Origin of the sequence: Collimonas arenae, from assembly GCF_001584165.1 — a bacterium.
GTDB classification, from domain to species: domain Bacteria; phylum Pseudomonadota; class Gammaproteobacteria; order Burkholderiales; family Burkholderiaceae_D; genus Collimonas; species Collimonas arenae.
The window spans coordinates 3,414,263-3,440,654 of sequence record NZ_CP013233.1; the positions used below are offsets into that span (position 1 = coordinate 3,414,263).

23 protein-coding genes and 1 pseudogene are annotated in these 26,392 nt (G+C 56.9%); 3 read left to right on the forward strand and 21 right to left on the reverse strand.

What is annotated here, in order from left to right:
• Positions 1 to 65: 65 nt before the first annotated feature.
• Positions 66 to 1,673, forward strand: a complete 1,608-nt coding sequence (locus CAter10_RS15645) for a bifunctional protein tyrosine phosphatase family protein/NAD(P)/FAD-dependent oxidoreductase (RefSeq protein ID WP_417924727.1) — start codon at positions 66 to 68, stop codon at positions 1,671 to 1,673.
• 38 nt (positions 1,674 to 1,711) lie between these two features.
• On the opposite strand, the pseudogene CAter10_RS15650 reads toward CAter10_RS15645, so the two are convergent.
• Positions 1,712 to 4,031: pseudogene (locus CAter10_RS15650) on the reverse strand (heavy metal translocating P-type ATPase).
• A gap of 128 nt (positions 4,032 to 4,159) precedes the next feature.
• Here CAter10_RS15650 and cadR point away from each other — a divergent pair.
• Together cadR and CAter10_RS15660 are read left to right on the forward strand one after the other, a co-directional pair.
• Entirely contained in the window at positions 4,160 to 4,615 is a 456-nt protein-coding gene (cadR, locus tag CAter10_RS15655; RefSeq protein ID WP_061534138.1) for a Cd(II)/Pb(II)-responsive transcriptional regulator, read from the forward strand.
• 72 nt (positions 4,616 to 4,687) lie between these two features.
• A complete protein-coding gene (locus tag CAter10_RS15660) occupies positions 4,688 to 5,569 on the forward strand; it encodes a LysR family transcriptional regulator (RefSeq protein WP_061534139.1) in 882 nt (293 codons plus the stop codon).
• Positions 5,570 to 5,574: 5 nt separating this feature from the next.
• Here the strand turns inward: CAter10_RS15660 and CAter10_RS15665 are convergent, their stop codons facing one another.
• The 20 genes from CAter10_RS15665 to CAter10_RS15745 all read right to left on the reverse strand — a co-directional run bounded on the left by CAter10_RS15665 (position 5,575) and on the right by CAter10_RS15745 (position 26,232).
• On the reverse strand, positions 5,575 to 7,326 hold the full coding sequence (locus CAter10_RS15665; RefSeq protein WP_061534140.1) for a DUF885 domain-containing protein: 1,752 nt from the start codon (positions 7,324 to 7,326) through the stop codon (positions 5,575 to 5,577).
• A gap of 125 nt (positions 7,327 to 7,451) precedes the next feature.
• Positions 7,452 to 9,167 carry a GGDEF domain-containing protein gene (locus CAter10_RS15670; protein WP_061537351.1) on the reverse strand — a complete coding sequence of 572 codons (1,716 nt, stop codon included), beginning with the start codon at positions 9,165 to 9,167 and terminating at the stop codon, positions 7,452 to 7,454.
• Between the two features lie 186 nt (positions 9,168 to 9,353).
• Positions 9,354 to 10,505, reverse strand: a complete 1,152-nt coding sequence (locus CAter10_RS15675; RefSeq protein ID WP_061534142.1) for a glycosyltransferase family 4 protein — start codon at positions 10,503 to 10,505, stop codon at positions 9,354 to 9,356.
• A gap of 243 nt (positions 10,506 to 10,748) precedes the next feature.
• On the reverse strand, positions 10,749 to 11,786 hold the full coding sequence (locus CAter10_RS15680) for a glycosyltransferase family 4 protein (RefSeq protein WP_205630268.1): 1,038 nt from the start codon (positions 11,784 to 11,786) through the stop codon (positions 10,749 to 10,751).
• The gene (locus CAter10_RS15685) at positions 11,743 to 13,155 is read right to left on the reverse strand and encodes a glycosyltransferase family 4 protein (RefSeq protein WP_061534143.1); all 1,413 of its coding nucleotides are present in this window, start codon (positions 13,153 to 13,155) and stop codon (positions 11,743 to 11,745) included. Before CAter10_RS15685 ends, CAter10_RS15680 begins: the two co-directional genes overlap by 44 nt.
• Positions 13,152 to 14,414, reverse strand: coding sequence for an ABC transporter ATP-binding protein (locus CAter10_RS15690; RefSeq protein WP_061534144.1), 1,263 nt, complete (start codon positions 14,412 to 14,414; stop codon positions 13,152 to 13,154). Before CAter10_RS15690 ends, CAter10_RS15685 begins: the two co-directional genes overlap by 4 nt.
• Positions 14,414 to 15,235, reverse strand: coding sequence for an ABC transporter permease (locus tag CAter10_RS15695; RefSeq protein WP_061534145.1), 822 nt, complete (start codon positions 15,233 to 15,235; stop codon positions 14,414 to 14,416). Before CAter10_RS15695 ends, CAter10_RS15690 begins: the two co-directional genes overlap by 1 nt.
• On the reverse strand, positions 15,235 to 15,366 hold the full coding sequence (locus CAter10_RS24055) for a hypothetical protein (RefSeq protein WP_257722345.1): 132 nt from the start codon (positions 15,364 to 15,366) through the stop codon (positions 15,235 to 15,237). The genes CAter10_RS15695 and CAter10_RS24055 overlap by 1 nt, the downstream gene beginning before the upstream one ends.
• 48 nt (positions 15,367 to 15,414) lie before the next feature.
• Complete coding sequence (locus tag CAter10_RS23730) at positions 15,415 to 15,630, reverse strand: hypothetical protein (protein WP_236905386.1); 216 nt, start codon at positions 15,628 to 15,630, stop codon at positions 15,415 to 15,417.
• A gap of 8 nt (positions 15,631 to 15,638) precedes the next feature.
• Entirely contained in the window at positions 15,639 to 16,346 is a 708-nt protein-coding gene (locus CAter10_RS15700; protein WP_236905388.1) for an NAD-dependent epimerase/dehydratase family protein, read from the reverse strand.
• 75 nt (positions 16,347 to 16,421) lie between these two features.
• Positions 16,422 to 17,270 carry a class I SAM-dependent methyltransferase gene (locus CAter10_RS15705; RefSeq protein WP_061534146.1) on the reverse strand — a complete coding sequence of 283 codons (849 nt, stop codon included), beginning with the start codon at positions 17,268 to 17,270 and terminating at the stop codon, positions 16,422 to 16,424.
• Position 17,271: 1 nt separating this feature from the next.
• A complete protein-coding gene (locus tag CAter10_RS15710; RefSeq protein WP_082797948.1) occupies positions 17,272 to 18,462 on the reverse strand; it encodes an acyltransferase family protein in 1,191 nt (396 codons plus the stop codon).
• A gap of 44 nt (positions 18,463 to 18,506) precedes the next feature.
• A complete protein-coding gene (locus tag CAter10_RS15715; RefSeq protein WP_082797949.1) occupies positions 18,507 to 19,373 on the reverse strand; it encodes a class I SAM-dependent methyltransferase in 867 nt (288 codons plus the stop codon).
• The gene (locus CAter10_RS15720; protein ID WP_061534147.1) at positions 19,367 to 20,719 is read right to left on the reverse strand and encodes a glycosyltransferase; all 1,353 of its coding nucleotides are present in this window, start codon (positions 20,717 to 20,719) and stop codon (positions 19,367 to 19,369) included. The genes CAter10_RS15715 and CAter10_RS15720 overlap by 7 nt, the downstream gene beginning before the upstream one ends.
• Before the next feature lie 21 nt (positions 20,720 to 20,740).
• A complete protein-coding gene (locus CAter10_RS15725; RefSeq protein ID WP_061534148.1) occupies positions 20,741 to 22,240 on the reverse strand; it encodes a glycosyltransferase in 1,500 nt (499 codons plus the stop codon).
• Between the two features lie 228 nt (positions 22,241 to 22,468).
• The gene (locus tag CAter10_RS22900) at positions 22,469 to 22,633 is read right to left on the reverse strand and encodes a hypothetical protein (protein WP_156477143.1); all 165 of its coding nucleotides are present in this window, start codon (positions 22,631 to 22,633) and stop codon (positions 22,469 to 22,471) included.
• 62 nt (positions 22,634 to 22,695) lie between these two features.
• Positions 22,696 to 23,172, reverse strand: coding sequence for a transposase (locus CAter10_RS22065; protein ID WP_082797950.1), 477 nt, complete (start codon positions 23,170 to 23,172; stop codon positions 22,696 to 22,698).
• A gap of 481 nt (positions 23,173 to 23,653) precedes the next feature.
• Positions 23,654 to 24,559 carry a metal ABC transporter substrate-binding protein gene (locus CAter10_RS15735; RefSeq protein ID WP_061534149.1) on the reverse strand — a complete coding sequence of 302 codons (906 nt, stop codon included), beginning with the start codon at positions 24,557 to 24,559 and terminating at the stop codon, positions 23,654 to 23,656.
• 42 nt (positions 24,560 to 24,601) lie between these two features.
• Complete coding sequence (locus tag CAter10_RS15740; protein WP_061534150.1) at positions 24,602 to 25,492, reverse strand: metal ABC transporter permease; 891 nt, start codon at positions 25,490 to 25,492, stop codon at positions 24,602 to 24,604.
• Positions 25,489 to 26,232 carry a metal ABC transporter ATP-binding protein gene (locus CAter10_RS15745; RefSeq protein ID WP_061534151.1) on the reverse strand — a complete coding sequence of 248 codons (744 nt, stop codon included), beginning with the start codon at positions 26,230 to 26,232 and terminating at the stop codon, positions 25,489 to 25,491. The genes CAter10_RS15740 and CAter10_RS15745 overlap by 4 nt, the downstream gene beginning before the upstream one ends.
• Positions 26,233 to 26,392: the final 160 nt, after the last annotated feature.

A 26,392-nucleotide genomic window follows, 5' to 3' on the forward strand; every position in this document is an offset into this window, starting at 1 on the left:
TAATGGACACGCGTGGGAAAACGCAAGCAACGCCAACCGCCACGATGGAATCCGCATCAATGAATATTCCAGTCATCAAGCATAGCGATTCATTCTCGACGACCAGTCAAATCTGTCGTGAAGACCTGATCGACATTGCCGCTGCCGGCTACAAATCGGTGATCTGCAACCGGCCGGATAACGAAGACGGCGGCCGCCATGTCAGCAGCAGCGAACTGGCTGTGGCCTGTGCCTCGGCCGGCCTTGCCTTCAGCTACCTGCCCGCGCACGCCACCCATATTGACAAAGAACATGGCGAGGCCCTGCGCGCCTTGCTCGCCGAGATGCCTGGCCCGACCCTGGCCTTTTGCCGAACCGGCAATCGCTCGACCAATATTTTTCGAATGGCAAATATCATCGCTGCTCCCGGCGATTCGTTCAGGGCGGAACAGTCAAACGACAAGCCCCAACAGTTTGAAGTCGTGATTGTCGGCGGCGGCTCTGCCGGCATCGCGGTAGCCAGCAGTCTGCTGCGCCGCGCGCCCAATATACAAATCGCGGTGATTGAGCCTTGTAGCCATCACTATTATCAGCCGGCCTGGACACTGGTCGGCGCCGGCGCGTTCAGACATGACAAAGCCGTACGGCCGATGGCATCGTTGATGCCGGAAGGCGTGCATTGGATACGCAACGCCGTGTCGGCATTCCTGCCTGATCACAATCGCCTGCAGCTCGACGACGGCCAATTGATCGGCTATCAGCAACTGATCGTCTGCACTGGCCTGCGACTTGCCTGGGAAAAAATAGAAGGTCTGAAGGAAGCCCTCGGTAAGAACGGCGTCACATCCAATTATCGTCATGATCTGGCGCCTTACACCTGGCAACTGGTATCGCAGCTGAAACGAGGTACTGCACTTTTTTCACAACCCGCAATGCCGATCAAGTGCGCCGGCGCACCTCAGAAAGCCATGTATCTATCGTGCGACCACTGGTTGCGCAAAGGCCGATCCAAGCAGATAGAAGTCGAATTCAACAGTGCCGGCACGACGCTGTTTGGCGTCGCCGCCTTCGTGCCGTCGCTGATGCGCTATGTTGAAAAATATGGCGCGCGGCTGGCATTCGAATCCAACCTGGTCAAGGTCGACGGAGAGAGAAAGCTGGCCTGGTTCGAGGTCACGGATGCTAACGGCAATCTCAGCCGCGAGAGAAAATCGTTCGACATGCTGCATGCGGTGCCGCCGCAAGTGCCGCCCGATGCGGTGCGCAACAGCCCGCTAGCCAACGCCGAAGGCTGGTGCGAAGTCGATCCGGCATCGCTGCGGCATGTACGCTACCGGAATGTTTTTGCATTGGGAGACATCTGCTCAACCGCCAATGCCAAAACCGTGGCGGCAATCCGCAAGCAAGCCGTCGTGGTGGCGGACAACCTGCTCGCGGCATGCGACGGCCTGCCGCTCAGCGCGCGCTATGATGGTTACGGCGCTTGCCCGCTTACCGTCGAAAGAGGCAAGGTGATACTGGCCGAATTCGGTTATGGCGGCAAGCTGCTGCCTACCTTCCGGCTGGATCCGACCGTCGCGCGGCGCAGCCACTGGTTCCTCAAAACCATCGTATTACCCTGGGTCTATTGGAAACTGATGCTCAAAGGCCGCGAGTGGCTAACCAAATCTTCGGAGCCTGCGCAGAAGCCATGATGTGGACCGCAGGCTGCCGGCATCAAGACAACACAAACTCAACGCCATGCACGCAGCAAGCGCATGCCGTTGAACACCACCAGCAAGCTTGCCCCCATGTCGGCGAACACCGCCATCCACAGCGTCGCTTCACCGGTCAAGGCGAGTATCAGGAATACTGCCTTGATGCCTAATGCCAACGTGATGTTCTGCATCAGCACTGCATGCGTCCTTTTGCTCAGGCGGATGAAACCGGCAATCTTGCGCAGGTCATCGTCCATCAGCGCCACGTCGGCAGTTTCCAGCGCCGTGTCGCTACCCGCCGCACCCATCGCAAACCCGATATTGGCCTGCGCCAGCGCCGGCGCATCGTTGATGCCATCACCCACCATGCCGACGTAACCGTGACGCGCGCGCAGATCGTTGATGGCGTTGCGCTTGTCTTGCGGCAGTTGGTCGCCGCGAGCATCGTTGATACCGACCTGCTTCGCGATGGCTTGCGCGGTGTGCGCATTGTCGCCGGTCAGCATCACTGCTTCCACACCGATTTCCTGCAGCCCGGCGACGGCTTCTATCGCAATGTCGCGGATGGTGTCGGCCACCGCAAGTATCAGCAATGGCTTCGATGTCGAGCATAGCACCACCGTCGTCTTGCCTTCGCTCTCCAGCGCCGACAGGCGCTCTTCCAGCTGCGGGCTGCAGATATTCATTTCATGCACCAGGCGATGATTGCCCAGATAGAATTGCTGGTCATCGACCACGCCCGCACACCGCGACCGGTCAATGCTTCGAATCCGCTCACATCAAGCAAGTTGCCAGCATTGCCGGACGCTTGCCAGTGACTGGCCACCGCGCCCGACACCGGATGATCGGAGTGAACAGCCAAGCTCGCCGCCAGGCGCTGTAGCTGCAACAACTCGGACTCTTCGCCGACAACTGCCGGCTGCACCAGTTGTACATCGGTGACGCGCGGCTTGCCCAATGTCAGCGTGCCGGTCTTGTCCAGCGCCAGCGCCTTGATCTTGCGCCCCAACTCCAGATACACGCCACCCTTGATCAATACGCCGTGCCGAGCCGCTGCGGCAAGGCCGCTGACCACGGTCACCGGAGTTGAAATCACCAGCGCGCATGGGCATGCAATCACCAGCAGCAGCAGCGCCTTGTACAACCACGGATAGAACGGCAACCCCAGCAGCAACGGCGGCATGATCGCCACCAACAGCGCCGCCAGCACCACCACCGGAATGTAATAGCGCGCGAACTGATCGACGAAGCGCTGTGTCGGCGCGCGCTCACCCTGCGCCTGCTGCACGCTCTTGATGATGCGCGCCAGCGTCGAATTGCCTTGCAGGGTTGTGACGCGGTACGTGAACGAACCGCGCTCATTGATCGTGCCGGCAAACACCTGGTCGCCGGCTTGCTTGGTCACCGGCATGCTCTCGCCGGTAATTGCCGCCTGGTTGATCGTGGTTTGGCCATCCGTCACAATGCCGTCGAGCGGTACGCGCGCACCTGGCTTGACGCGGATCAGCGCATCCAGCACCACCTCGGCAGTAGCGACCTCACGCCATTCGCCATCGGCACCTTGCACGCTGGCCAGGTCCGGCGCCATCGCCATCAAGCCTTTGATGGCATTGCGGGCGCGATCCAGCGACAGTGCTTCGATCATTTCCGCCAACGCGAACAGGAAGATCACCACCGCCGCTTCCGGCCACTGGCCGATGATGGCCGCGCCGATCACGGCCAGCGACATCAGGAAATTCATGTTGAGGGAAAAATTGCGTAGCGCGATCCAGCCCTTCTTCAGCGTATCCAGACCGCCTGCCAGGATCGCTGCCAGCGCCAGTCCAATGACCAGCCAGGAACTATCCTGGCCGCTGCTCCAGGCCACTACTTCGGCCGCGATGGCACTGATGCCGGAGACCGCCATCAACAGCCATTTCTTCTTCGATATCTTGAAGGCGCCACCGCCCAGGCCGTCAGTCAGGCCGGTGGCGCCGGTCAGCGTGTCCGACTTGAGTGCCGGCTCCATGTCCAGTGCCTTCAGCGTCGCGACGATTGCATCCACCGACGACAAACGATGCAGGACTGTGAGTTCGCGCTGGATCAGATTGAATTGCATGGCTTCGATACCGGCCATGCCTTTGAGGCGGTCACGGATCAATTTCTCTTCGGTCGGACAATCCATTTTCTGGATCAGGAACACCGCCTGTTCTGCACCTGCGGCCAGCGCGGCCTTGAGTTCAGCATGGCCGCCGGCATCCGCCACCGGATGTTGATGCGCGTCCCATGATCATGAGAATGATCGTGGCCGTGCGGATGCTGGCGGTGGTCGTGATGGTCGTGATGGTCGCGGTGGTCATGTTCGCAACGGGCCATATGGCTCTCCTTGATTCAGATATTAAAATTGCAATTTAAGTGTGATTTATTACTCCTTGCATATTTAAAACCCTGTAGCTACTATAAGGTCAAGGATTAATCTTCAAATCACTGAAGAAGGGGAAAACATGAGCGCCAGCGCACTCAAGATCGGCGAATTGGCCAGCCATGCGGGCTGTCCGGTGGAAACCATCCGCTACTATGAGCGCGAGGGCTTGCTGCCGGCGGCGGCGCGTTCGCAAAGCAACTATCGCCTGTACGGTCAGGCGCATATCGAACGTCTGCAATTCATCCGCCACTGCCGTTCGCTCGACATGACATTGGATGAAGTGCGGCGGCTGTTGCAGTTCCGCGATTTACCGGAAGACAATTGCGCCGAGGTCAACACGCTACTGGACCACCATATCGATCACGTGGCCAACCGCATCGCCGAATTGAAAGCCTTGCAAACCCAGCTCAAGCAATTACGCAAGCAATGCCAAAGAAGCCAGGCCGCCAAGGATTGCGGCATCCTCCAAGGACTGGCCAACATGGAAGACGACGCGCCAGCCAATCTTGGCAGCCATGGCGGCGGCGTCCATTGAGATGTCCATGGGATTTTTCACTGAAGCAGCAATTGCACACCAGCCGCCCTACCGCAGCATGCGAACAACAAGATGAACATTCACTCTGACGATCTGCGGATCTTTATCGCCGTGGTTGACTCCGGCACGCTCAGCGCGGCTGCCGAACTACTAGGACAAACCACTTCAGGCCTGAGTCGCGCATTGACGCGGCTGGAACAAAAACTGGCGACTTCGCTGCTGACTCGCACCACCCGCCGCATGGAGCTGACGGAAGAAGGCCGTTTGTTCCTGGACAAGGCGCGTACCATCATTGCAGCTATGGAAGAGGCAGAGGAAGCCATCCAGGTGCGCCACCAACGACCATCAGGACGGCTGCGGGTGGATGCGTCGCCGCCGTTCATGCTGCATTGTGTGGTGCCGCACATCGCCGAATTCCGCAGCAATTTTCCTGACATCACGCTGGAACTGACCAGCAACGACCAGAATATAGACCTGCTGGAACATCGCACCGACATCGCGATCCGTCACGGCGCGCTGCAGGATTCGATGCTGCATGCGCGGCGTTTGGGAGCAAGCCAGCTACATATCGTCGCCAGCCCTGATTACCTGCGCAAACACGGTACACCGGCCAGCATAGAAGAACTGGCGCAGCATCAGCTGCTAGGCTTCACACAGCCGGAGTCGCTGAATATCTGGCCGCTGCGCCAGCAACAGGGTGAGGACCTGACGATCACGCCGACGCTGCTGGCATCCGGCGGCGAAACCCTACGCCAGTTGGCGCTGCACGGCTTGGGAATCGCCTGCCTGTCGGCTTTCATGGTGCGCCAGGATATCGCCCAAGGAGCGCTGATCGACATCCTGGGCAGCCACAACAACGGCTACCGCCAACAGATTCACGCGGTGTATTACCGGAATACCCAACTGGCGCGGCGCATCAGCTGTTTCCTGGATTTCCTGCAACTGAAGCTCTAAAACTTTTAATTCACCAACGCCTGCTTCGCAATCCAGCCATCGATCTGCGCTTCCAGCATTTCCAGCGGCAAGGCGCCGTTGTCGATCACTGCGTTGTTGAAATAGCGCAGGTCGAACTTGTCGCCCAATTCGTGCTGCGCCTTTTCGCGCAAGGCCTTGATCTTCAACTGGCCGATCTTGTAACCCAGTGCCTGCCCCGGATCCATGATGTAGCGATCGATCTCGACCTGGTTGTCATGCGGCGGATTGGCGGTATTCACGTTCATGTAGTCGATCGCCTGCTGCCGCGTCCAACCCAGCGCATGGATGCCGGTATCGACCACCAGGCGCGCAGCGCGGAACAGTTCATCGTTGAGATGACCGAACTTCGAATATGGATCGGTATAGAAACCCATTTCGCCGCCCAAACTCTCCGCATACAGCGCCCAGCCTTCGCCGAACGCGACATACCAGCCGAAGCGGCGGAAATCCGGCAAGCCCTTGATTTCCTGCGCACGCGCAGTTTGCAAATGATGGCCTGGAATCGATTCGTGCAAGGTCAGCGTCTCCATTTCCCACTTTGGACGCGAATCCAGCTTCGACAGGTTGGCGACAAAATAACCGGGCCGCGAACCGTCCGGCGTGCCTGGTTCATAATAGGCGCCCGCCTGGTTTTCCGCTCCCACTTCCGGTACCGGCTTGACATCGACCGGTGCGCGCGGAATATCGGCAAAGAAGTGCGGCAATTGCGCCGCCGATTGCTTGATGATGGCCTTGTAACCGGCCAGCAGATCCTCCGGTTTGGTGTAATAGAAGCGCGGATCGGTGTTCAGGAAAGTGATGAACTCGGCGAACGTACCCTTGAAGCCGGTCTGCCGCATCACTTGCTGCATCTCACCCTGGATCCGCGCCACTTCCTGCAAGCCGATTTGATGGATTTCCTGCGGCGTCATGTTGGTGGTGGTGTTTTCGCGTACCTTATAGGCATAGTAAGCGGCGCCGCCCGGCAGGCTGGAAGCGGCGATACTGTCGCGACAGGCTGGCAGGTAGCTGGTACGGATGTAAGCCTCCAGCTTATTGATTGCCGGCGCCACGCTGTGCTGCAGCAGCTGCTTTCCTTCGCGGGTCAAGCTGGCGCGCTGTGCCGGTGCAATCGTCGCCGGCATGTCGGCAAACGGCGCTGCCAGCGGGCTGCTGTCGATCTTGGCGACAAATTCCTGGAGTTGCCCTGGCACCACGCTCATGGTGACCTTCGGCGCCACCCAGCCGGATGCGACACCCTGCTGCAACTGAGCAATCACACCGTCGACATACTTTGGCAGCGCCCGCAGGCGGCCTAGGTAATTGCGATAATCCTTGGCGTTGTTAAACGGCGTTTGCGCCACCAGTTGCGGAAATTCGAACTGGACACCACTCAACTGAGAAATCGGTTCGGCGTTGTACGGATAGAATTTGGCGGCCTGGATATTCTTCTGCTTTTCATAGATGAACAAGTCATAAGAAAGCAGCTCCTGGCCACTCAGCTTGCTGCGATCTATCAGTTTGGCCTGCGCCAGCATCTGCTCCTGATGCGCATTGGCGACCAGGCTGGCTGCCGGCGATGAATCAGACAAACGATCGTTATAGCGATTATCTCCAACCTCTGTGGCGAACTCCGGCGAGTGGCGCATGCTCCACTGCCAGTCGCTATCGAATAATGTATTGAGTTGTTGTTGCGGGGTGGCCGCATGGCTGAATGGCGCCACAAGGAAGGCAAAAAGGAAAAGAATTTTACACATTACGTCTCCGAAAATTAGCCTGCTATTCTAGCAAACAAAGTCGGAAACATTTCCTGTCGGAAAGCGCAGACTTACAACCGGTCATTGCGCCGATGAGCTGTCACGATAGCTGAGGAGAAGAAGCTTTACGCCACGACGAATTCATTGACCTGACGCGCCGGCATGACCTTATTGCGACCAGCGTTCTTGGCAGCGTATAACTTCTGATCGGCCCGTGCAATCAAGCTCTCTAGATTGTCATCGTCTTCGAAAGACGCCACCCCGAAACTGGCAGAGATCTTCAGCACGACACCGTCATCGAGCTGGAACAGATGCGCATCAATTGCTGCTCGCAATTTTTCCGCGACCGCAATCCCCTGCAACAAATCAATCTCGGGCAGCAACAATAAAAATTCCTCGCCGCCATAGCGCGCCAGCAGATCTACTTTACGTCGTTCGTGGCGACACAGCTCCGCCACATCGCACAATACCCGGTCCCCGGCTTGATGACCGTGCATATCGTTCACGGCCTTGAAATGATCCACATCCATCAGAATCACCACCATTTGCCGCTGATATCTGCGGGTGATGCCGAACTGCTGTTCACCTTGCGCATAGAATGCGCGGCGATTCAGCAGTCCTGTCAGGAAATCGGTGTCGGACGAGGCGCGCAACCGTTTGATTAGCTCTTCCCGTTCTTTTTCGAGACGGATCTTATCCAGGCTATGCGCCTTGAGTACGCGGATCGCCCGCAGCATTTCGCCAATTTCATCGTTATAAAGATGCTCCGGGATGGCCGTCTCAAAGCGCTCGTTGGCAAACGATACGAACAGCTCCGTCGCATCCAGAATAGGGCGCAATACGCGCTGCCGGATCAATCGGATCAGCATCACGAAAATGCCGATGGCAACAATCCCCAGAAGGATTGTCGCCAGCAAAAAATAGCCGGCGCGCTGATTTCGCGATTCCGCCTCCTGGATCAATTCGGCAACAATAAGTTCGCGCAGCTCTGGAATTGAAGACATCATCGGTACGTAGATGGCAGCAATATCGCCGGAACTCAAACCGTAGTTGCCGCTGGTCCGGCCCGCAGCGAACAAGCCGTTCAGAAAATCGACGCCGTCGCCAAAATAGTGCGTGCGGATATTATCCAGTGCGATCTTGAATGCCGGATTCTTGTAGTAGCTGCGCAACTCCAGTTCGATCACCGAATACAGCTGATCTGCTTGTCCGGTCAACCTGGCAAACGCGTAGATCTCTTGGGGAGTCAATGGCCGCTTGGCGATCACTGGTGCAGTAAACGTAGACCCCACCTGGCCGGCGATATCGCGCAACCGGGAGCTCAACTGGGCGCTTTCCACGCCATCATGGAATTGCGGATCCGCGAGTATCACGCGATTGGACAGGCTGCCAATTGTCGAAGAAAAAATTTCAACGGTCGCCACCATCATTTCCACAGACACGCTGACAGAATCCGCATCGCGTTCCGACTTTGGCTTGGCGGCCAGCAGGTCGACCTGTTGGCGCGCCAACGCGAGATTGAGCGTAGTGGCCTTGACGTTTGCTATCAGTGGGGTGAACCAAAGATCCTCTTGCGAGCGCATCGCTTGCAATAAAATTGACAAGGACTGATCGGTCGCCGCGCGGGCTTGCGCCAGCTTGGCTCTGGCATCAGCCGAATCACTCAGGTTCTGCCCTAGTAATATGTTATTGGGTCCACGTTCGGCCGACAGCTTCTCTTCAACTCGCAAGGCGAGCTGAAACTGCTTGATTGCCGGGATACTATTCCTGCCACGCTGATATGTGGTCCATTCGCCGTCCACAATCTTGCCGATCAAGGTCAAGAAAAGCGCTATCAGCAATACGGAGATGAGCCCAAATAAACGATTTAGTGACATGCCAAATATCGAACTTAAATGTAATTCAAAGTTAACAATAGTTATTAACTTTTAATTAAATAAATTCAATAGTCTATTTATATTGATTGCGATCCTATCACAAATAGTGGCGGCCAAAAGTCGCCCCGGCCAACCGCTCCGTCACCAGCCCTATTCGGTTCCCAAGCTCACCTGCCGCGTCATCAGGCCATGCATGTCCAGCACGTCGCGATAGAGCCTTGCGTAACTTTCACCCATCACTCTTGCCGTGAACAGTTTCTGATAGCGTGCGTGAGCGCGGGTGCCCATGGTCGCCGCCAGTACCGGGTCATCCCACAATTGGCGCATTGCCGCCCTGAAGGCATCCGAATCGCTCGGCGGCACCACCAACCCGGTTTCACCGTGATTATTGATATAACTTGTACCGGTGCCGATCTCGCTGGAGATCATTGGCTTGCCGTACATTGCACCTTCCAGCAAGGAAATGCCGAACGCCTCCGAGCGCAGATGCGACGGGAACACCAATGCGTAGCACAACTGCAGCAATGCCACCTTGTCTTCATCGTCAACGATGCCCAGGAAAATCACATTATTCAGGCCCTGCTCACGCACACGTTGCCGCAATTCCTGCTCGATCGGTCCGGCGCCCACGATCACGATCGGATAATTGGTTCCGCGCGCGGCATCCAGCAGGATGTGCAAGCCCTTGTAGTAGCGGATCGCGCCGACAAACAGGAAAAAACGATCGCCGATGCGCTCTTTCCATTCCTGCATCTTGGCCGCCGATGGTGCAGCGTAGTTATTCTTGTCGAGGCCGATCGGGATGACCTGGGTTTTATCCTTGTATCCTGCCAGCACGGAACTGGTTTGCAGGTAATTTGGTGAGGTTGCGACAATCGCATCGACGCTGGACAGGAAACGATGCATCAATGGCTTGTACACCTGCAGCAGCGTCTTGTAGCGTACGATATCGGAATGATAAGTAACGACGCTCGGCTTGTTCATCCGTGTGACGAAGTGAGCAAGGTCCATGAACGGCCACGGAAAATGGTAGTGCACCACATCCGCGTCGGCAACGAGTTGGGCGAAGCGTTTTAGGGCAGAAAATGAGAATCCGGTAGAGGCGATCTGCAGGTCAAGTTTGACGCGGTGTACCTTGTGGCCTTCATACAACAGTTCGGCCGGGTCTGGCGATTCGCTGAGCGTCAGCACTTCACTTTCGATGCCGCTCACAGGTGAACATTTACACAACTGATAGATGGTTTGTTCGATCCCGCCGTACGATTCCGATTGATAGGTTTTATAAAAATGAAGAACCCGCATTGCTCACTCTCTCATGTCTAATCTGCCTTACGCCCTTATGCATCAAGGGGAGCGAGGCAATTTTTCGTTGTTGCAGACTGCCGGTCTCTGGCGGCAATCAAGATATTACCGGGCTGCCGACTCAACTGCTGGCTGCCTGCCGATAAACCTCAGTAGTAATAGTTGCACATTTGGCCCAGGAAAATTCGAGAGATTGTTCCAAACCCGCCTCGCGATGCCCCGCCCAAGCCCCATCGTCTTCAATCATGCGTTGCATATGCTGCGCCAGCCCGATGTCATCCCGAGGATCGACATAGACGGCGGCGGCCCCGCCACTTCCGGCAAGCTGGCGCTGGAAGAGGCGATTACCGGTGTGCCGCTGGCCATTGCCTCAAGCACCGGCAAGCCAAATCCTTCATACCATGACGGAAATACCAGGAACCTGGCGGCTGCCGTCACACAAGCCAGATCCTGCTGATCCAGGTAACCTGCCAGGCGCACATGCCCCGCACTGACGGCCTCGGACAGTGCGCCACTGAATTCATCGGCTTGCCAGCCTGGCATGCCGACCACCAGCAGCGGGAAGCGCGCCCTCAGCGCCACCGGCAAACGCGCATGCGCACGCAAGGTCAACAACAGATTCTTGCGCGGCTCCAGCGTACCGACCGCCAGGATGAAACGGCGATATCCCAGGCCCATGGCCTGCAGGCGTACAGCCAGCTGGTCCGCACTCCTGGGCTGAAAAATCGTAGAACACCCTAATGGCGCTACCACTACCTTGTCGCCAGATAGCCCGAATTGCTGCCGGACTTCCTTGCCGATAAATTCCGAATCGACCAGGATACGGCTGGCGCGCCCCAACGCCGACGGCAGACGCCGCTCAATCTCCTTCAGACGATCCTTCGGCTGCGTTTGCGGATAGTGAATATGCGTCAGGTCATGCAGAGTCATCACCATCGGCCCGTCAAAATCAAGCGGCCACAAGGTGGGCTCGTGATACACATCGGGATGGAGCTTGCGCGCACCTCGGTTAAAACAGCGCTGCTCTACTATCCTGCGTGCACTGTAGGCCCAAGGCAGCGCCCGCTTGACCGCACCAGCCCAACTCGAATATCCAGGCATCGCCGCAGTCGCCAACGTATCTTGCCACCGCAGGCCATAAAAATATTGCAGCCGCAAGCCCGGATCCTGTTGCAACGCCTGAGCGAGCTCAACGACATAGTTGCCGATGCCTGTGCGTGGCGCGAGCAGCGCCTTGCTATTGAGGGCAACGTTCAGGTTCATCAGCGTTGCTTTGCGCACGTTTTTGTGTTTCTACATGATGCAGGATACGCTGTACCAGCTGACGCGTTGCGCTTTCCCAATTGAGCCACGACCAATCCACCATATGACGCGCCGCCGGAAAAACACCACTCTCTTCAAATTGCCGAACCATGTTGCCCAGGGACTCAGGCCGTGCCAAATCGAAATAGCCGATATATTCGCCACCAACTTCATGGAAAACCGGAATATCGCTGGCCAAAACAGGCAAGCCGCGCTGCATGGCCTCGACCAGCGGTAAACCGAATCCTTCGACAAACGATGGAAACACCAAGGCTTTTGCGTGACTATAGCCATACTCCAGCTCAACGTCACTGAGATCATTGAACATGAACAGGCGCCGCTTCAGTTCCGGATGGCTTCTGACGCGCTCGATCAGTTGTTCATTCTTCCAGCCGATACGTCCGATAAAACACAATACGACATCGCTGCCGTTCGCCCAAAGCTGCTCAAAGGCGTCCAGCAGGTAAGCGTGATTCTTGCGCGGTTCGATAGTGCTGACCATCAGGTAGACCGAGCGGCCGGATGTGAACAGCTTTTGCACTGCGGGTCGCACCGACTTGTTCGATTCAAGCAAGTCCAGCTCGGAGCCCAGGTGAAAGAAATCGAACCAGCGCCGATCTGCCTTGTCGCTACCCAATCTGCGCTGCACCTCGTCTCGCACCTGATCGCTGATCGTACTCGAAATGGCGACGAAGCCGTTTGCAGTATTGGCGATCCATTCGAACCAGCGGTCAAACACCTGCACCAGCGAATTATCGCAAAACTGCGGATGCGTCATAGGGATCAGATCATAGATCACCGATACCACCGGTAGACCTTGCTGCTGCAATTTTTCGACCAAGGGGAAAAAATCGGTATGCCACGATGAATCCAGCAGCACCAGGATATCACCGGCATCGCACTCCATTTCGACGGCACGTGACTGATCCTCGATTTTATTCAGGAGCCATTCAACCAGAATCCGCGGCAGCACAAACGATAGGCTACACACGTGAAATACCAGATTTGTCGCCCGGCGCACAAGGCGATAAGTGTTCCACGGCCACAAGCGCATCAGACGCGAATTCAGATGCCAGTAACGGTGTCGTATCTGTATCAGCTTATGCGCTACCTTATTCGCCACTTCCTCCAGTTTTCGATGCGCACGTCCGGGCCAGCCATCCGCATATTTCGGCGTCAGCTGCTTGACCTCAAGTATCTTGCCCTGCTTGAATATGATAGGAACGCAAACAACTTCGTCTTGCACAGATGAGAAATTATTAACGATATTGCGAACGACACGTTGTATCCCGGTGTTCAGTTCGGGATGATTAAATACAAAAGTGCAATCGACCAAGAGTCTGGTCATGGCGTCACTCCATCGATACGAGAATCCGCTTGGTGTTGGGAACGCTCCACTTGCATCACCGCGTCCAGGAACGCGCAGCCGACGAAATCGGGATGCCGCGTATTGACCACGTGGAAGATCAGGCTGTAGTCGCGCCATTCATAGTTGGTGTCGAGATGGGAATCCAGTCGCGACAGGGAAATCGCCACAGAATAGCTACCCTTGCCCAGGTTCACGGGGAAGCGGCAACGGTATACCAACTCCTCGCCCGGCAGCAAATCGGCCTGCGGCATGCCGAGCCGATGCGTGTTGATGCCGAAGATCGACTGTCCGAGTTTGTCCTTGATCATGTAGCCAAGCACCAGCCGCTCTACCGGTCGATTAATCGCTACACGGATTTCCAGCGTCGCATGGCTTCCAACTTCGACCACGTCCAAACTCCTGCCGTCGTCATCGAGCAACGTCACCGCAACAATGCTGGCTTCACCGGTGCCGGATATGGTGCGCAGGCGGCCGTCCGGCAAACGTTCCTGGCGCACGGTTTGACGCTCACGCTCGGCCAACATGGCGTTGTAATAATCCATGACCTCGACCGGATCGCCCTGCATTTCAAGACGCCCGCGATTGAGCAGGATGGCGCGGTCGCAAATGGTCTGTATCGCGTAACGGTCGTGCGACACGATCAGCAAGGTCGTGCCGGCGCGGCGAAATTCCCTGATCCGCTCAAAACTCTTGTGCTGGAAGTACGCGTCGCCTACCGACAACGCTTCATCCACAATCAGCACATCCGGCCGGCTCGCCGTCGCCACGCTGAAGGCAAGCCGCATCTGCATGCCGCTGGAGTAGGTCCGTACCGGCTGGTCCATGTATTCGCCGATTTCGGCAAATGCTTCGATGGCCGGCATCAGGGCTTCGATCTCGTTGCTGCTCAAGCCTTGAAGCTGGCCCGCCATGAAGGCGTTCTGGCGGCCAGTGAAATCTGCGTGAAAGCCCATGCCGAGTTCCAGCAACGCCGCCACCCTGCCCTGGATGTCAACGCTGCCGGCACTGGCTTGACTAGTCCCGGCAATCACTTTCAGCAACGTACTCTTGCCGGCGCCGTTGATACCAACAATGCCAACCGCTTCGCCTGCTGCCAGCTCGAAATCGATATCCTGCAACACCCAATGCAATTGATGCCGCGGCTTGGCAAACGGCAGCACCCACTCCGCCAGACGCGACCAACGGCCGCCGTATGACTTGTAGGCCTTGCCCAAACCTTTTACGTTGACCTTACCCATCAGAGTTCATCCACCATTTCACCCGCATGCCTGCGGAACAGCTGCAGGCCGAACCAGCAAAGCGCCAGGCTAATCAGCGTCACCGGGAGCAAGCTACTCCAATCCGGCCATGTACCGCTGACAAAAATACCCTGATAGGCGACGATCAGCGACGCCATCGGATTCAATTTGAGCAAGGTCTGGATTTTCCCCGGCAAGGTCGAGACCGTATAAACGATAGGCGTGAACCAGAACCAGAATTGCAGCACGATGCCGAACAGTTGGCCGATATCGCGAAAGAACACATTCAGCACGCCGAGAATGATACCGAGCCCGATCGAGAACAGGATCTGGATCAACAGCACCGGCACGATTGCCAGGAATACCCAACCCGGAAAATTGCCGGACAACAGCAGGAAACAGAGAAACAAGCCAAAGATGATGGCGAAATTCAAACCCGCGTTGAGCACCGTAATGATCGGCAGGCAGATGCGCGGAAAACTCAATTTCTTGATCAGGTTTCCGTTCTCCAGGAAAACGTTCTGCATGCGCGATACGACCTCGGTAAAAAATCCCCAGGTCAGCAAGCCCGCACAGAGATAAATACCGTAGGCAAACTGGCTGCTGGCGTTAGGTAGGCGAGCGTGCATCAGCTGCGAAAAAATCACCGTATAGACTACGATCATCGCCAGCGGATTCAGCACCATCCATGCCGCTCCCAGCATTGAATTACGATAGCGCGCCTGGAACTCGCGGCGCACGCTGCCGACGACGAATCCCCGGTAGCGCCACAATGAGTGGACAGCATTTTGCAGTCCTGCTTGGATACCCGTCTGCTGCATTACTTGCACCTGTTGTACTGGTAGTCAACCTGCGCGATATCGCGGCCCGTCAGATCGGCACGCTCCTGTCGGGAGGTGCCGGCATCTGCTACAGTGCTCTTCACCGTATTCGTCATCGCAGTATTTTTCATATATCTCCGCTCATTCTGTTTCTGATCGTTACGCTATATGCCAGCGCATCATTGCGCGGCGGCATCGGCCGCTACACGCGCATCCCAATCGGACAAAATATTTAATAAAGTCTGCTGCATCGGGATACCCGGCTTCCAACCGGTCGTCAATTCAATTTTTTTATTGCAGCCTTTCACGCGCCGCGAACCCGTTGGGTGCATGCCTGTCGGCTCCTGTTCAATCGACGCATCGATCTCGGTCAGATAGAACATGCTGGCGATCAAGTCGCGGATCAGGTATTCCTTGCCTGAGCAGACGTTGTAGACTTCGCCATTCTGCCCGTCGCCAGCAAGGCTAGGTAGGCAGAAATGACATCTTCGACGTCAAGAAAATCGTGACTCTGATCGATATCGCCAACCACAATACGTGGAGCCTGCAAGCCGAGCTTGATACGCGCCATCTGGCGCGCCACGCTAGCAATCACGAAATCCTCACGCTGCCCCGTACCGATATGCTTGAACGGCCGCGCCGTCATGATCCGCCAAGGCAGCTTGCGGCTCCATTGATGGCACAGCAGTTCGGCCGCGACCTTGCTGACAGCGTACTGATTCTGCGGGTGTAGTGCCTGCAACTCAGTAATCGGCAATACGGCCGGATCCACCGGACCATAAACTTCGCTGGAACTGACATACAGGAAACTGCCGTTGAAACCGGTACGTTGCAGCGATTGCAGCAGCATCAGTGTTCCCTGCAAATTGATATCCTCCGTGTCCACCGGATCGCTCAACACTTCCGCAGCGACGTCTTGTCTGTCGAGGTGGATCACTGCGTCCGGCCTGGCATGGTTCAGCACGCGATCCAGCGAATCGGCATCCTGAAGATCGTATGCGCCGCCTGCACTTACCAACTCCCAGCCGTACTGCGCAACCGCGTGCGCACGTAGGCGGTCGAAGGCGCGACCGACAAATCCAGATTCTCCGGTGATAAACAGGCGTCTCATTTGCTTATTCTTTCCAATGATCTTTCCTGTACATGGAAACCACAGCTGTCTCCCGCTCTTTCTGCATCAGTGAATTCAGGGCTTGCGGGCGACAATGACCTGGCATTTCGGCATCAGGTCATTCATGCTTTTCCTGACCTGATTGCCTTGCGGACTGTCCAGCAAGGCTTCCCAGGTCCGGGTCCAGCTATTCAACAACGGGTGCTGTGGATTCGACAGATCGACTTTGCAAACCCAGAAGAACAGCCACCAGAGCGACCAATAGAAACCATAGGAGCCTTGGCGTTCGATGACCAGGCCGGCATCCGTCACCAGCTTGGCAAATTCGTCGCGCTGGATGATCCGCACATGATTCGGCTTCTGGAAATACACCTCCGGCGCCAAGCCCACCTGCAATTGCTCCGCTACCGGATCAGGTACTGTCAGCAGATACTGCGCACCCGGCTTGCCGATGCGTACCAGCTCGCGCAGGAACTGCGCCGGATCGTCGACGTGCTCCATCACTTCCATCGAAATGATCCGGCTTGCAATGCCGTCTCCCAGCAATAAGGGATTGGCATCGCTCACCACGCCCTCCACCTTCCTTGCCGGCGTATCGGCAAGGCGTTGGACGCTTGCCGCAACCTTGGCTGCGTCAATGTCGGCAACGATCACATGCGCGCCGCGATTGGCGCAGAACAAAGCGCAACCGCCTTCACCACAGCCAACGTCGACCACGACGTCATCCACTCCGATTGCGAAACCTTCATATAGTTCGCCGCTTTCGACACGATACCAGCCATCGAAGCCGGCATCTTTCAGACCGATGTCGAAATGGTTGGCCTCCTGCAGAGGTGCAGCGGACGCTGCCGGCGATTGCGGCATCACTGTTGCGGGATTGATTGCCAGCTTCCCGCCGAATAATCTACTGATCAACTTGCGCATGCTAGGGTTTCTCGCTGTCCGCTGTCATCGAAGGACGGCCTCTGAATCTGGAGAGCCACGCCTGGAACCAGCCGGGTTGCAGATTGATGCGATCGGCAAGCCGCTTGCCGCGCTCGCGGAACGGCGTTTCGACGAAGCGATAATTCAACTCGCTGAAAATCAACACCAGCACAATCGCGGTCAGCGCCAGACGACCGTTGTAGTTCTTGCCGAAAATGGTATTCACCGGTTCGATACGGCACCAGATTTCGCGGCTGACCAGATATGCCGGAATATGCGTCAGATACAACGCGTAGGAGCGGCTGCCCAACCACAGAAAAATCTTCTTCAGCGGGTTGTCCGGCATCAGATAGTCTTGGTCATACGATGCAATGAACACCAGCACGATGGAGATCAGCGCCACGGTCCCCACCCAGAAACGCCATGTCGCGAAATGATAGGAGCCGATCGCTCCCAAAGCGGCCACCAATGCGGCCAGCACAATCCAGCGCAACCATGCGCGACTTTTCAGGAACGTCGGCTCAAAACGGCGATAGCTGTCGTGCTGGCTCCATATCGCCAGCAGCACACCGAGCATCAACGCATCCGAGCGGGTTCCCATCCATATCAGGTCGTAATGGCGGTGCGCGCACAATTGCACCACCACAGGAACAATCAATACCCAAGGCAGCCAACGGCGAAAGATAATGATTGCCAGCGGCAGCAACAGATAAAACTGTTCTTCCAGCGACAGGCTCCAGTACGGAAAACTGGCGCCGTATTCAGAGCGTCCGAAAACAGCAATCAGGCGAAAATTCCCGTAATTGAACACGCCGGCCAACGTGGCGTCGAGATTGGTCTGCAACAGACCGAAAGCGCCGGAACGATTGAACGCCACAGTAGCGACCAGGATCAGCGCCAGCCAGAGCCATGCGGATGGCCACAAGCGCGAAGCGCGCCGCACCCAAAAACTCAACAGGGTGGAAAACTGGCGGCCATCGGCGCGCGCCAAGCGCGGAACCAGGTCGCGTGCGATCACGAAACCGGAGATGGCAAAGAACAGATCGACGCCGGTCCAGCCGCCAAAATTCGGATAGAGGTAGGCCAGCAAGCGGTTCGGCTCGCCGAACAGATTGAACTGGGTATGCTCGACCAGCACAAAGAGCACGGCGATACCGCGCAATAATTGAATATCTGCTATCCGTCGATTCATGGTCGGCCTGATCCCGTTATTGATTCGGTACTATGCTGCATTGTTCACCCCGGTTTGCGCGCCACGATGATCTGGCTCTTCGGCATGAAACCATCCAGCTTTTCCTTGACTTTGTCGCCACCCGGCGTCTGTATCAATTGATGCCAGGTGTTTGCCCATTCATTCAACAGCGGCGGATACGGCGCCTTGATCTGATCCAGGGTTGCGCCACCCTGCTTCGGTACGCTGGCCCAATACAGGCACATCCACATGCTCCAGTAAAAGCCTGAAGACTGGCGGCTTTCGATGATCAGCCCTGCATTGGCGATCATTGCTGCAAAGGCATCGCGCTCGAAAATATGGATATGGTTCGGCTTCTGGAAATGGGCGGCGGGCGCCAGCTGTTGCTGCACATGTTCGCCGACCGGGTCCGGCACCGTCAGCAAATACAAGGCCCCTGGCCGGCCGACGCGCACCAGCTCGGCCAACACTTGCGCCGGATCGTCGACATGCTCCAGCATCTCCATGGCGATGACGCGGGTGGCGCGCTGGTCCGGCAGCGGCAACGGATCGGTGTCGCAGACCAATGCCTGTGCCGCGCGCGCAGGCGTATTCTTTACTTGCGTCTCCAGCCGGGCGATCTTGGCGGCATCTGAATCGGAAAAAATCACTTCAGCGCCGCAGCGCGCTGCAAATATCGTTGCCGCGCCGTCGCCGCAACCGACATCGAGCACCACATCTTCGCCAGTGATCTTGAAACCGGCAGCCAGTTCGCCGCTGGCATGATTGAACCAGCCGCTTTGCACGGCATCGATCAAACCACACACGCGCGAATCGACCACGCCTTCCTTCGAAATCAACGGAGCCAGTTCAGGCTCGGCGGAGGCCTTGCCCTTGAACAGGGTAAACAGGCTGGACAGAATCTTCAGCATATCGCGGCCGAATCGTGGGTTTTATCGCTCTTGCCACCCTCGGCGACAAGATGGTCGCTGCCTGCAAGCCCCGGATGCGACGCTAAAAATTCCCGCAGGCGCTGTCCGATCACGGCTTGCGAGCAGTGCTTTTGCAAGCTGCTTACCGCACTCTCACTCATGTGTTCATAGCGTGCGCGGTCTTGCTTGAAGACGCGATAACTCTCCAGGTAGGCGTGGCGCAAACCATCCCAGTCTATACGGTAGCGCAATGTGCGATAGGCCTGGCGCGGATCGTGCGGCCAATGGCTTGGCTCTTCGCTGGACGCGATGACGAACGCATTTTCACGGTCGATGTAGTCGGCCATCGCGGTATTGTCCGGCGCAATCGCAGGTTTGCCGCAAGACATGAACTCCATCAACGGCAAGCATTGCCCTTCACCATGCGACGTATTGACCACGTAACTGGTGGCCGCCACCAGTTTTTCGTATTCGGCATCGGCCAGGTAGCCGTGTATCAGTACGATACGGCATTTGTATGGCGTCAGCTTGTACAAATCCTCCAGCAAGGCATCGATCGCGGTCTTGATGTCATGATGAGTCAGCTTCAACACCAGCGTCGCATCATTGACATCGCGGAAAGCCCAGCAGAACGCGCCGATCATGTCAAACCAGTTCTTGCGGCCGTCATACGGATTGAACACTGAGGTGTACACCACGCCATCAATATGCACCCGGTCCGGTTGCTGGCGCGCCAGTTCCACTGGCCGGATCAGGTCGGGCTTGGGATCGTGCCGATGAGCCGGGCCGAACAAGCTGAGATCAGTGCTGCGGCTATCGATAATCGTACCGGCCACCTGCAACTCGACGCCATCGGGGCGCCCTGCCTGCGCCAGCCGCTGGCGCAATCCGGCAAAGCGATCCCACACTGGGGCCGGAGCGGAAACGATCGGAAACGATGGCGTCATCGCTGCGCGCACCGACGTCACGGTAAATTCAGAATGCGTAATGGCGCAGCCGAGCTTACCGAACACCAGGCGCCAGTCATGGCGCGGTTCGTCCTGCCACATCTCCTGCGGGATGGTATTGAATTCCCAGGCGAACACCGGGATGGTCGGGCACTCCAGGCCGATCACCGTCTTGTGCGGCGGCGAGAACGACAGGAACACACAGGCCTCTCCATGAGCCTGCGCGTTGCGATAAATCGCATCAACCTCACGCGCCGGATCGGTAACCGGCACCACGATGCCCATCCGTTCCAGGATCGGCTTGAATTCTTTCAGCACGAAGTAATAGCTGTACTCCGGCAAACCCAGATTCTTTTCTATTGAGCCGGCATTGGTATCCGAGTAAATGATAATGATCATGTGCAGGTCTATTCAGATCGATCACGCATGGCTTGGCGCCGTCTGCTGGAAGAATTCTTGCAGCTGTTCTTTCACCACGCCAACCGAGGCATACGATTGCAAACGCCGCAGAACACGCTCACTCATCTGCTCATATTTTTCCGGTGCATTCCTGGCTATGTCGTAACTGTCTCGATAAGCGGCGCAAATGGATGCCCAATCGAGGCGGTAGCGCAGTGTACGGAACAGGTCACGCGGATCGTGCGGCCAGACATTGTGCTCCAGTCCTGACTTGACGATGAATGCGACGCTATCGTCGACATAATCTTCCATCGCCGTATGTTTCGGCGCTATCGCCGGCACGCCGCAAGACATGAATTCCATCAGCGGCAGGCACAGGCCCTCGCACAATGAAGTGTTCACGTAATAGGTCGTGGCGCCGATCAATTTTTCGTATGCAGCGTCGTCCAGGAATGCATGCAGCGTGACGACACGGCATTTGAACGGCGCCAGCTGGGACAACAAAGTCATCAGGGTCGGCTGATACGAAGACAAATCGCGATCGTTCATCTTCAACACCAGCGTTGCATCATCCACATCGCGGAAGGTCCAGCAGAATGCGGTGACCATGTCGAACCAGTTTTTCCGGCCATCCTTTGGACTGAATACCGACGTATAAACGACGCCATCCAATTTGACCTGGACTGTCGGCTCTTCCATCACCGTCACAGGCGGTGTCGGCAGCACCGCTAGGGGCGCAGGCCTTGGCCGCACTATCGCATAGCTCTTGCGCGCGGCGCTGGCCGCCGCGTCAGCCAACAATGGCGGCAGCAGGTCGCGCAATGCCTCGCGGTACCAGTCCAGCAGATGCCGTTTGGTTACCCAGAGGCGGTAGCGCAGGGTTTTCTGCGGCAGCGCCGGCGTCAATACCGGCGGCGCTTCCACTACTGGCGGCGGCGGAGGTGCAAGATTGGGGAGCAGGCTGTCGGCAGACAGGCCGAGCACCCGGCTATCGAGTACAGTGCCGCGCAACTGGATCTCGGTGCTGGTGCCTGGGAATCTGCGGCCGAGCCGCGCACGCGCTTCTGCAAAATATTCCCACAGCGGCGCCGGTGCCGCCAGCACCGCAAAATCCGCTCCCATTACGTCCTTGACGGTACGTGCCGTGTAGCCCGACAAGGTGATGGTCCGGCCATGGCTGGCGAACACAGTGCGCCAATCGTTGCGCGGGTCGTCGTCCCACTGTTCATTAGGGATGTTGCTGTACTCCCAGGCGAATACCGACACGGTCGGGCATTTGAGATCAACCAGGGTTTTATTCGGTGGGGAAAAGGACAGGAACACACATTCTTCGCCACGCTGGCGACACGCCTCGAACAGCGGATCGACTTCCGTCGCCGGATCACGCACCAGCGTCACCGAGCCGAGTTCGGCCAATGCGTTGCGGAATGCTTTCAAGACAAAGTAGTAGCTGTACTCTGGCAAACCAAGGCTTTTATTGATAGTGCTTTCGCCAATATCCGAATACAGAATGAAATTCATCAATATCGTACTTTTAATCGAATGTTAATCGTCCAAACTGCGCTGTCTTGGACTCGTCTCGGGCTCCGTAGTGGGCCATTCATTTTATGTATTGAGGAGATGTGGAAGGACTTGCAAAGCACAGCGCCAAGAAAGTTTCCTATCGTACACAGCCATATAACTGGCGATAATACCTGATCCGGCAGGATGTGGGGGCGACCGGCTTGGGCATTAGAGAGCAGTACCTAGTTATAGATACAGATAAAACATGGCCAAAAAGATAATTTTCATCGTCGAAAATGCAATAGCCATGAACCCAGCAGCGGCCATGCGGCAAGCTGTATAGCGTTGATTTTTCAGTAATTTGGCGTCGTTGGACTGACTGTGACGATTGCCCGCGCCTGTGGTTGACATTCAGTGTCCTGGCGATACAGGACACCCAATCCGGCCCTGCCAGGCGACCGGTTGCTGCTTGCTCAGCCCATTTCTTTCTGAGCATCGTTGCTAACCAGCCAAACCCACGATGATGCATGTTCGTCAGCGGCAATTTGCTGAGGGGCCGCGCGCCGCGACGACGCCAGGGCGCGGTCATATATTTTGACGTTGGTGCGACGAATTGATCTTTCGGTATTCTGACGCGTATGCTCGTCCCCAAGCCGCGTAATTGCGCTCAAAATCGTCAGCAACTCTTGATCATCGGCAAGGTTATCGCAAAGTCGCCGCCACACGTCGGCCTTGGTCCAGCGTCGGAAACGCATGTAACTGGTTCGCCACCGGCCGAATTCCGGCGACAGATTGCTCCACGACCCCGATTTTAGCGCCACCCAAAGGACTGCCTCCATAAACAAGCGATTGTCGCGGCCGGACATCCCGGAATCGCCTGGTCGGCCGACCAGCAGCGGCTCCAGCTTCTCCCATTGCGCATCTTGAAGAACACCATTGATTTTTTGCATCTATCTACTCTTTGACTGTTGAAAATGAATCAAGCAATCAGATTTGCCGATTTAACAAATCTACTCTTTTGGAATTTGCTCGGCCAAGTCAAGTTGGCTTCCCCATTCATTATCCATTTGATAATCAGACAAGCTGCTCAAGCACGTAAGCAAAGAGTAAAAGCAAGCCGGGAATGACACCACAACAAAAAGTGATTTTTAACTATCGTTGACACAAATTTACAATTTTTAACTAATAAATGCCGTTAGATGAACACTTATTTGTACTCCCCAGAAACAAAATACTGATTCCGTTTCTCATTGCCAATATTTCTATTATTCGCTCCCAGGGTTCATGGTTACGGCCATGCCTCGATACCAGGGAACGCATCAAATCTGTCCATTCACGCGACAAAAAAGTAACAATTTGAGCAATTTCCATTGCCTCCGTGCGCAAGGTTGATACCCGTTCTCCAAGGTAGAAATCTGCCTATGATCATGCTCAGTTCAAGCGCAAACGCGCCAATATCTGCGTGATGTTGTAACGCATCATGCGCAGATACGTCGGCGCGTCGCCATTTGGTGGCGACAAGGCATCGGCATACAGCTTGCCGCCGGGAGCAACGCCAACTTCATTGCTGATTTGCTGCAGCAGTTGCGGATTACTCATGTTTTCAAAGAACAGCGCTTTGACATGCTGCTGTTTCATCTGCCGGATCAGCGCCGCGATATCCCGTGCACTCGGCTCGCTTTCGGTCGATACACCCTGTGCAGCCAGGAAACGCACACCGTAATGCGCGCCGAAATATTCAAAGGCATCGTGCGAGGTGATCACGGTGCGCTGGGTGCCGGAAATCTGCGCGAACTGCGCCTGCGCCCAATCATCCAGTTGCGCCAGCTGGTGCAGGTATTTGGCGCCGTTCGCCTTGTATATCTCGCTACCGGCCGGATCGACCCGACTCAAGGCGCTGACAATGTTGCGGGTATAAGTCATCACATTGACCGGATCCTGCCATGCGTGCGGATCGGGCCGCAGCGCTGCGTTATTGCCATGTCCCGGACGTTGCCGCGGCTGGATGCCATCGCTGGCCACCGCGATGACGCCATGGTAGGCCGCGGCATTGGCCAGGCGCTCGATCCAGCCCTCGAAACCAAGGCCGTTGATCACCACCAACTTGGCGCGAGCGATCTTCTTCACATCACTTGGCGCCGGTTCGAATACATGGGCATCCTGGTCCGGTCCCACCAGCATCGACACCGCCACGCGCTCGCCGCCGACATTGCTGACAATGTCGGCGAGAATGCTGAAACTGGCGACGACGGGAATCCGCTCAGCCGATACCGCGCTGCCGGATACCAGCAACAATGCGGCTAAAAGCAGGCCGGTTAATTTTTGCACCGTCTTCACATTGACTCCTTGAAATTGAAATACCGATGAAATGCGTTGCAGTCAACCCTGCAAGTGCGGTCGCCTCAGCCATTGCGGCAGCCAGCCGCGCGGAGCCACCAGCAGCGACACCATGTAACAGGCCGCGGCGCAAACAATAATGGTCGGCCCGGAAGGTGCGCCGGTATAGTAGGACAGCAGCAAGCCGGCATAACCGGACAGCGCCGCCTGCAGCGCGCTATTGCATAGCTGCGCCGGCAAGGTGTCGTGCCAGAGCCGCGCCGATACGGCAGGCAGCATCATCAGGCCGACCGCCATCAGCGTGCCCAGCGTCTGGAACGAGGCAACCAGGTTGAGCACCACCAGCATCAGGAACATTTGCTGGAACAGCGCCGCACGATTGCCGCTGGCGGCCAGGAAGGACGGATCGAAACTTTCCAGCAGCAGGCCGCGATAGGTCAATGCGCCCAGCAGCAGGCTGAAGGTGCTGACGCCGGCCACCAGCAACAAGCCGGCCTGATCGACGCCAAGCACATTACCGAACAGGATATGCAGCAGATCCAGCTTGGAACCGCTCATCGAGATCAGCATCACTCCCAGCGCGAGCGCAGTCAGATAGGTCGACGCCAGACTGGCGTCCTCCTTGAGATCGGTATCCCTGCTGATCAGTGCTGCGACCGCAACTACGATCACACCTGCCAGGAAACCGCCGATGCTGAGCGCCGGCAGCGACAGGCCAAACAGAATGAAGCCGATCGCCACCCCCGGTAGCACCGCATGGCTGAGGGCGTCGCCGAACAGGCTCATGCGGCGCAAGGTCAGCAACACGCCAAGCGGCGCGCTGCTGAGCGACAGCGCAAAAATTCCGATCAACGCCCGCCGCATGAAAGCGAACTCTTCAAACGGCGCCAGTGCCAGCCGATACACATCATGGATATGCGACAGCGCGTTCATACCGCCTCCTTGGCCTGGCATGGCGCTGCGTGCGGATCGGTCGCTTCCGGCATGTGCTTGGCCTGATGCAGGTGCGATTCGGTCAGCACTTGCGCAGTATCGCCCCAGGCCACCAGTCGACGCGCCAACAGCAGCGCCTGCGGAAAATGGCGGCGCACCTGTTCATGGTCATGCAACACCGCAATCACGGTACGCTGCTGGACATGCCAGGCATGGATGATCGCCAGCAGGTCTTCGGTGGTTTTGGCATCGACCGCATTGAATGGCTCATCGAGCAGGATCAGCTCGGCATCCTGGACCAGGATGCGCGCAAACAGGACACGCTGGAACTGCCCTGCCGACAAGCTGCCGACCGCGCGCCCTTCAAACCCATGTAGGCCCACCGCCAGCAACGCATCGCGCGCACGCGCCGCCATCGCCTGGCTGATGCCGCCGAACACGCCCTGCTTTTGCCAGTAACCGAGGAATACGCAATCCAGCACCGAAATCGGGAAACTGCGATCGATCTCAGCCTGCTGCGGCAGATAAGCAATACGCTTGCGCGCGACGTTGACCTCAACCTCGCCACTGTCGATTCGCACCAGTCCCAGCAGGCTCTTCAGCAGCGTGCTTTTACCGGCGCCATTCGGCCCCACCACCGCAGTCAACGTACCGTGCTCAAAACGACCGCTGATGTGGTGCAAGGCTGGATGTCGCCGATAAGCAACCGTCAGGTCATGCAATGCGATAGCCGGATTCATCAGACATCTCCCGTCAGGGCCCAGTACACCCCGAGCCATAGCAGCAGGCATAGCGGCAACACCAGCAACACACGCCACCAGGCGGAGCACGCCAGCAAGGGAGTTTTCCTTAATCCCTGAAAACCTGAGCGCACGGTTGCAGGGAATTTCTTGGCTTGCT